The sequence below is a fragment of the Rhodothermales bacterium genome (assembly GCA_013002345.1).
Classification (GTDB): domain Bacteria; phylum Bacteroidota; class Rhodothermia; order Rhodothermales; family JABDKH01; genus JABDKH01.
In genome coordinates, this window is record JABDKH010000200.1 from 75,643 (window position 1) to 82,849 (window position 7,207).

Here is a 7,207-nt window from a genome sequence, read left to right on the forward strand (position 1 = left end):
CTGTATATGAGCACGACCTTGTCGACGGGTCACCGACGGCGCGACATCCTTTGGGTGCGAACGTAGTCCGAAATGTGATCACCATATCGATCGACAAAGTCCGCCAGGTGATCCGTCCCGCGAACGGTTCCACGGCAGTCCTCGGCGCCGCAACTGCAGTGGAAGTCGGGCATCGCTTCGTTGTGAAGCGTGGCATACTCAAGCGTGACTTCATCGCCGGGCTCCAGATCGCGCCGAGCCACTAGATCAAGTCCGGTCAGCCAGCACGATGGGTCGCACGAATGATCTATCGGCTTCCAGTGCTCTGGATCCCGACTCCAGATCGCCCAGACCTCTTCTGTAAGCGGCCACGCTCGCTGTCCGAACCACGATAGATGTGGCTCGCGCCAGACCGAATCAACGTAGCGCCTCGTGACGAGCTCATGAGGCTGCCCCTCGAAAGTGACGACTCGCTCACCGGCCTTGAACGCTCGCGAGACAAACAAGCCGTAATTCTCTGAATCTTTCGTACGCACATACCATCCGGTCCGGCGGTCTCGGTGGCGGCCGATCGCGGCTTTGACAATCTGACGTGTAAACCCTTCAAGCCCGGCAGGATCGTTCATCAGGCACAGGTCGGCACTTCCCGGATCCGTCGCCGGATAGTACATGCCGCAGTTCGGATTTATCTCCAGCATGAAGGGCTGACCCTCGTGATCTACACGAAGGTCGCATCGACCGTAGCCCACGCCATTGATGCCACGAAAGAAATCGGCGGAAACCTGGCGGAGTCGTGCATCCAGCTCCACATCCGTTACGGGCGACTCCTCGAGGCCCGCGTAGTCCTCCCACTTCATGCCGTAGTGCTTGAACGTTTCGCCCTCCGGAAATCGATACTGTATGGGCTGGTAAGTGGTGGGCGAACCCCAGTCGTCCGGGTTGTCGGCGACCAGGACCGTACACTCAAGGCCCTCGATGAACTCCTCGATCAAGGCGCCGGCATACGTCGTCATCATGATCTCGGACTGAGCAAGTAACTCGTCGGCCGTTTCAACTCTCGATTTCTTTGTAAGCCCGGCACTGGCGTAGCTGCTGGGATGCTTCACGATCATCGGGTACCGGAGCATCTCGGCCGCCCGCTCGACGTCTTGTTTGTTCTTGGCAATGACATAGTCCGGCGTACCGATACCCCATGCACGACAGACCCTCTTCATCACTTCTCTTGAAGGCTCGAAGAACAGCGAGTTAGCCCCGGTGAACGCCTGATCAAGTTTCTCCAGGGCGTCGACAACATCAAGCCCCGGCCGTCCTTCGTCCCACGCGCCATCACACAGATTGAAGAACACGTCGAATCCCTTCTGCGACATCTCTATAATCTGGCTGACGACAGCGTCCTTCTCAAGGACTGCAAGTTCCCAGGTCGCTTCGGGGATATACGGTCGGGGATCACACGGCCAATCGTCCTCATCAATGTGGCCGTCGAGGTCCTGGTCGGTGAGCAGGCAAATACGCATACAGAGTTCAGTGTTTTCGTTTCTCCGATGTCCAGAAGATCAGGAGCCGGGTTTCCGTTCAATGGAAATCGTCACCGGTCCGTCGTTGATCAGTTCCACATCCATCATTGCCCCGAACTGTCCGGTTTCAACGGGCCGGTTGATGAGTTCGGACAGTCGCTCGACAAACTTTTCGTACAGCGGCGTCGCCACCTCCGGCGGAGCCGATTCGACGAATGAAGGCCGATTGCCACGCTCTACATTCCCGTACAAAGTGAATTGTGAGACGACGAGGGCTTCTCCGTCGATATCAACTATGGAGCGATTCATCTTAGCATCTTCGTCCGAAAAGATGCGAAGGGCAGCGCACTTGCGGGCCAACCAGTCGACTTCGCCGGTGCTATCGTCTCGATGTACGCCCAGAAGGACAAGTGCGCCTTGACCGATACGACCGACGACACGACCGTCAATGGTCACCGATGCACGATGGACGCGCTGCACAAGTGCGATCACAGGCCGCTACCGTCGAGTGGGAGACTGGAGATAATCGCGGAGCTTTCGGAGCGCTTTACCGCGGTGACTGATCTCATTCTTTTCATCTGAATCCATCTCGGCGAATGTCCTGGTACTCCCTGAAGGTACAAAGAGGGCGTCGTATCCAAACCCCATCGAGCCTCGCTCGGCCGTGGTGATGCTACCCTCGCAGACTCCGTCGAAGGTGATGGTTTCCGAGTTCGACACCAGGGCAACAACGGTCCGAAATCTTGCTCGCCGATCTTCCTTGTCCGACAACTCAGTCAGAAGTTTCATCCTGTTGGCGACCGGCTCGCAGTCCGGGCCGGCGTAGCGCGCCGAAAACACGCCAGGCTCCCCACCGAGGGCATCTGCCTCGAGACCCGTATCGTCCGCGATGGTCGGGATGCCCGTCGATTCGAAAATCACGCGTGCCTTCTTGACGGCATTGCCCTCGAGCGTCAATGCATCCTCTTCCACCGGTTCCAGGTGCTCGAAGTCTGCAAGACTCAGCAGCTCAATACGGAGGCTGTGCAGGAGATCTCGGATCTCGGCCAGCTTGCCCTGGTTGCCCGTCGCAACAACGAGCGTTCTTGTATCTGAATTCAAATTTCAGGGCCGATTGGGCCGGGATTTGAACGATTATGCAACTGCGATTCAGAACCTGATCTCGATCTGCCAACGAACAGAATCGCCATTTGCGGCTATTCGGAGCCTGACGGACAATCAATTCCGGTGAAAACGGTGTTGGAACGGTCCGTTCCTCTCCCTATTTGGAAACATAGAGGGCCGACCGTAATTTATGAGGCCGTCCAAAATCCGGGTAATTAAACAGGTTTCCTCAGTGTCCGTCGGAATCAAATTAAGAGATAAAGAGAACATTGACCGGGCTCTTCGCCGGTTCAAGCGCGCGGTGAACCGCAGCAGAGTACTTCGTATTTACCGGGCGAACATGGCCTTTACCAAGCCATCCGAGGAACGACGCCAGGCCCGCCAGAAGGCTGCGCGGAACGCCCACAAGAGATCGAGATCGTACTGATTCCCGGACAATAGTTTTGGCAGACGCGAACGCCGCCTCTTTTGGGCGGCGTTTCTTTTTTGGCGCCGGCGCAATCGCTATGCTAGCGACTACGCGATGTCCAGCGCCTCCGAAATGAGTTTCTCCATCTCGACCTGGTGGACCTTGGCACTGCCACTCGAAGGGCTGGCGCTGGCCGGTCGGCCACGGTATTGAATGCTGCCACATTCGCTTCCTGATCTCGAAGCGAGCACGTCGTCCAGTCGAGGTGCAATGAACGTCCAGGCTCCCATGTTCATGGGTTCTTCCTGGCACCACACGAACACGTCGGCCTCGGGAAATCGATCAACCTCGCGCACCAGTGCAGCGTGCGGAAATGGATACAGTTGCTCGACGCGGACTACGGCTGTGGCTTCGAGCACTTCAGGATGGGCTTCTGCAGTCTGCATCAAGTCGAAATACAGCTTCCCGCTGCAAAACACAATTCGCTTCACGGCCGAGACATCGGCGTTGGTCGCCGGAAGCACTTCGTCGAATTGACCCTCCGTGAATTCCGTTGGCGACGAAATCACACTCGGGTGCCGCAGCAGACTCTTTGGCGACATCACAATCAGGGGCTTCCGTTTTTCCATCTTGACCTGCCTGCGCAAGGCGTGGAACAGGTTGGCGGGCGTCGTCAGATTGCACACCGTCAGGTTGCCTTCCGCGCACATCTGAAGAAACCTCTCAAGACGGGCCGAGGAGTGCTCCGGACCCTGTCCTTCGTATCCATGCGGCAGCAGTAGTACGAGGGAGCTTCGCTGACCCCACTTGCTCTCGGCAGCGGAAAGGAACTGGTCGAAAACAATCTGCGCACCGTTCGAAAAGTCTCCGAACTGGGCCTCCCATATCACGAGAGCCTCGGGATCGGCGACGGAATAGCCATACTCGAAGCCGCAGGCAGCATACTCGGACAGCAAGCTATCGTAGACCAGCAGGTGCGGCTGCTCGTCCTTGATGTTGTTCAGAGGCACCAGCTCCGATCCGTTTGTCTGGTCGAATACCACGGCATGGCGATGACTAAAGGTGCCGCGACCTGAGTCCTGTCCGGCCAGTCGCACCGTCGTGCCATCCAGCAGCAGCGATCCGTAAGCCAGCGCCTCACCGAGCGACCAGTCGACCACTCCGTCCTCATACGCTTTCGCGCGTTTCTCGAACTGTCTTGCCAGCTTCTTATGTATGTCGAATCCATCCGGAAATGTCACGAGCGCCCCGACGATCGTATCGAGCGTCGCCGACGGTACCGCCGTATCGAACCTGGGCGATTCCGCGTTAGGTTCTGTTCGCTGGAACACGACGACCTCTTTTGTGGCGTCCCGCTCCACCACCTCCTTTGTCCGTTCGAATGCCTCAACGAGTCTAGCCCGATAGTCATCCAGCATCTGCTCCGCTTCTTCGAGACTCATCTCTCCTCTGCGAAGCAAATACTCCGTGTAGAGCTTTCGCACTGACCTCTTCGCTTCAATTTTTCGGTAGAGCAGCGGCTGCGTGTACGTCGGTTCGTCACCCTCATTGTGGCCATGCACGCGGTAGCAGAGCATGTCAATGACCACGTCCTTGTTGAATTCCTGCCTGTAGTCGAGTGCGATCATGGCAACACGAATGCAGGCTTCGGGATCGTCTCCATTGACGTGAAAGATGGGTGCCTGAATCATTCGCGCAACGTCGGTCGCATACGTTGAGCTTCGGGCGTCCGACGGCGTCGTCGTGAATCCGATCTGATTGTTGATGACGACGTGGATCGTACCGCCCGTGTGGTATCCGGACAGCTGACTCAGATTCAGCGTTTCCGCGACGACACCCTGACCGGCAAACGCGGCGTCCCCATGAATCAGGAGCGGAATAACGGCGTCCTTGTAGTCACCGCCGGGAACGTCGGATACCTGGTGCCGGAGTTTGTATTGCTTCGCGCGCACCATCCCTTCGACCACCGGGTTGACCGCCTCCAGATGACTCGGGTTGGAGGCAAGCGTAACCTTGAGTTGATTTCCGTCCGGAGATTCGTGCGTTCCGGTCGCCCCGAGATGGTATTTGACGTCGCCCGACCCCTGCATTGTGTTCGGATCGAGACTGCCTTCAAACTCGGAGAAGATCACCTCGTATGGTTTGTGCAGAATGTTTGCCAGTACGTTGAGACGCCCGCGATGCGCCATTCCCATGACGACTTCGTGCACGCCCTGGTCGGCAGAATTGGAGAGGATCATGTCCAGCATCGGGATGACCGTCTCGGATCCTTCTAGCGAGAATCGCTTGTGTCCGATGTATTTGGTGTGCAGAAAACGCTCGAATGCCTCGGCGGCGTTCAGCTTTGAAAGGACACGCCGTTTGAGCTCTGGTACCAGTGCATCCAATCCTCCGACAGGTTCGACACGATCTTCGAGCCAGGCCTTCTCTGTCGGATCGGAAATGTGCATGTACTCGATTCCGAACTTGCGGCTGTATGCCTCCCTGACGATCGACAGAATCTCACGTAGAGGGAGAATATCCACACCACCCAGTCCGCCTGTCACAAACTTGCGGTCAAGATCCCACACGGTGAGACCGTAGGTGGCGGGGTCCAGTTCGGGGTGATTCACCCACTCATAACCCAACGGGTTGATGTCGGCTTGAAGATGTCCACGCACGCGGTGCGCACGGATCAACTGCAGGACTCTGGCCTGCTTCTGAATCATGTCGGTTTCCGAGCCGTCCGCTCCAAGTTGAGGCGTATTGTCCGGCGTCAGCACAAACGGCTGGTACGGGATGTTGAGCTCGGTAAACAGCGTCGAGTAGAAACCTCGTTCTCCCAGAAGCGATTGGGCGATGTGTGCCAGGAATGCACCACTCTCTGCTCCCTGGATAACGCGATGGTCATACGTGGACGTGATCGTCATGACCGGAGAGATGCCGGTCCGACTCACGATATCGGGTGCGAATGCGTGGTACTCCGGTGGATAACCGATAGAGCCGACACCTACGATCACACCTTGATTCGGCATGAGTCGGGGAACGCTGAGCGACGTCCCGATCATACCCGGGTTCGTGATGGTGGCGGTTGTGCCGCGGAAGTCGCTGATCTCCAGTTCATTGTCGCGGGCACGCCCGACGAGATCATTGTAGATCCCGAGAAACTGAGGGAACGTCATGTCGCCCACGTTCTTTATGTTCGGGACCATGAGCGTCCGCCGACCGCGACGCTCGATGTCGATAGCAAGGCCCAGGTTGATCGCTTCGGGAATCACATGCTCCGGTTTACCATCGACGCGACGAAACGTCGTATACATACTCGGAAACGCACGCAGGCCCTGCACTATCGCCCAGGCAATCATGTGCGTGTACGAAACCTTCTCTCCCCCTGAATTCCTCTGGTAGTCGTTTATGAGTTTCCGGTTTTCGGCCATCAGCTTCACGGCGAAGGTGCGAACCGATGTTGCCGTCGGGACATGGATACTGGCCTCCATGTTTTCGACGATCTTCGCTGAAGCGCCGCGCAGGGGTTTGATCTCCGCCTCAAATTCCAGTTCTGCGGCGGCAGGCTCGGCGGGCGACACCGCTCCGTCGCCCTCTCGGGCCGTGAGGCCGGCCGCAGCAACCTCCGCCTCCAGCTCGCCGGATGCCGCGACGACCGCCTTGCGGGCTTCAGTTGCCGCCACGAAGGACTCACTGGGCCGATAGTCGGCAAAGAACTCACGCCAGCTTTCGCTTACGCTCTCGGGATTATCCAGATACTGCCGGTAAAGCTGCTCTACATACCCGGTATTAAATCCCAGTCTGGTCTCGTCATGCATGATGTTTACTGATTCGTTTCGGAGCGGCGCCGTACGCATCCGGCTGCGGCCATGAACATGATCCTACCGCATCCACCCCGTTTGCCGGTACCATTCAATTGTGCTTCTGATCCCTTTGTTCAGCGACACCTTCGGGTTGTATCCAAAGTGTGAGCCGGCCTTTTGACTCGAACACGCCTTGCAGGCCTCAAGGATTTCAAGCGCCTTCTCGCGATTCAGCGGTGGGTACTCCCCGATCAGGGAGGCGACCTTTTCGGTGAGGGTGCCGACGAGCCGAACCGCGACGGGTGGAACGCGAATCGTCAGAACGCGGCGGCCAAGTACGTCAACCGTCGCGTCCCGTATCTCCTCCCACGTGGAAGGAGCGGCGGACCCGAGAAAGTACGTTTCACCGATCG

At 57.6% G+C, this 7,207-nt stretch carries 6 protein-coding genes; 1 reads left to right on the forward strand and 5 read right to left on the reverse strand.

From position 1 onward, the window contains the following. Positions 1 to 29: 29 nt before the first annotated feature. From HKN37_10550 to rdgB, 3 genes are read right to left on the reverse strand one after another with little or no spacing between them, the layout of a single operon-like run. Complete coding sequence (locus HKN37_10550; protein ID NNE47087.1) at positions 30 to 1,493, reverse strand: hypothetical protein; 1,464 nt, start codon at positions 1,491 to 1,493, stop codon at positions 30 to 32. Positions 1,494 to 1,532: 39 nt separating this feature from the next. Beyond that, positions 1,533 to 1,985, reverse strand: a complete 453-nt coding sequence (locus tag HKN37_10555) for a D-tyrosyl-tRNA(Tyr) deacylase (GenBank protein NNE47088.1) — start codon at positions 1,983 to 1,985, stop codon at positions 1,533 to 1,535. A 6-nt stretch (positions 1,986 to 1,991) separates the two neighbouring features. Further along, positions 1,992 to 2,594, reverse strand: coding sequence for an RdgB/HAM1 family non-canonical purine NTP pyrophosphatase (gene rdgB, locus HKN37_10560; GenBank protein ID NNE47089.1), 603 nt, complete (start codon positions 2,592 to 2,594; stop codon positions 1,992 to 1,994). Positions 2,595 to 2,787: 193 nt separating this feature from the next. On the opposite strand from rdgB, the gene rpsU reads away from it, so the two are divergent. Beyond that, positions 2,788 to 3,024 (forward strand): 30S ribosomal protein S21, encoded by a 237-nt coding sequence (gene rpsU / locus HKN37_10565; protein ID NNE47090.1) that lies wholly within the window; start codon positions 2,788 to 2,790, stop codon positions 3,022 to 3,024. Between the two features lie 89 nt (positions 3,025 to 3,113). Here rpsU and HKN37_10570 read toward each other — a convergent pair whose 3' ends face one another. Both HKN37_10570 and HKN37_10575 read right to left on the reverse strand, forming a co-directional pair. Next, entirely contained in the window at positions 3,114 to 6,809 is a 3,696-nt protein-coding gene (locus tag HKN37_10570; GenBank protein ID NNE47091.1) for a multifunctional oxoglutarate decarboxylase/oxoglutarate dehydrogenase thiamine pyrophosphate-binding subunit/dihydrolipoyllysine-residue succinyltransferase subunit, read from the reverse strand. Between the two features lie 63 nt (positions 6,810 to 6,872). Further along, positions 6,873 to 7,207 (reverse strand): NAD-dependent epimerase (locus HKN37_10575; GenBank protein NNE47092.1); only part of this gene is annotated, 335 nt, incomplete at its 5' end.

Excerpts from the sequence above, each read along its gene's own strand:
- HKN37_10570 (NNE47091.1), bottom strand. The coding sequence starts at position 6,809 with ATGCATGACGAGACCAGACTGGGATTTAATACCGGGTATGTAGAGCAG.
- HKN37_10550 (NNE47087.1), bottom strand. The coding sequence starts at position 1,493 with ATGCGTATTTGCCTGCTCACCGACCAGGACCTCGACGGCCACATTGAT.
- rpsU (NNE47090.1), top strand. The coding sequence starts at position 2,788 with ATGAGGCCGTCCAAAATCCGGGTAATTAAACAGGTTTCCTCAGTGTCC.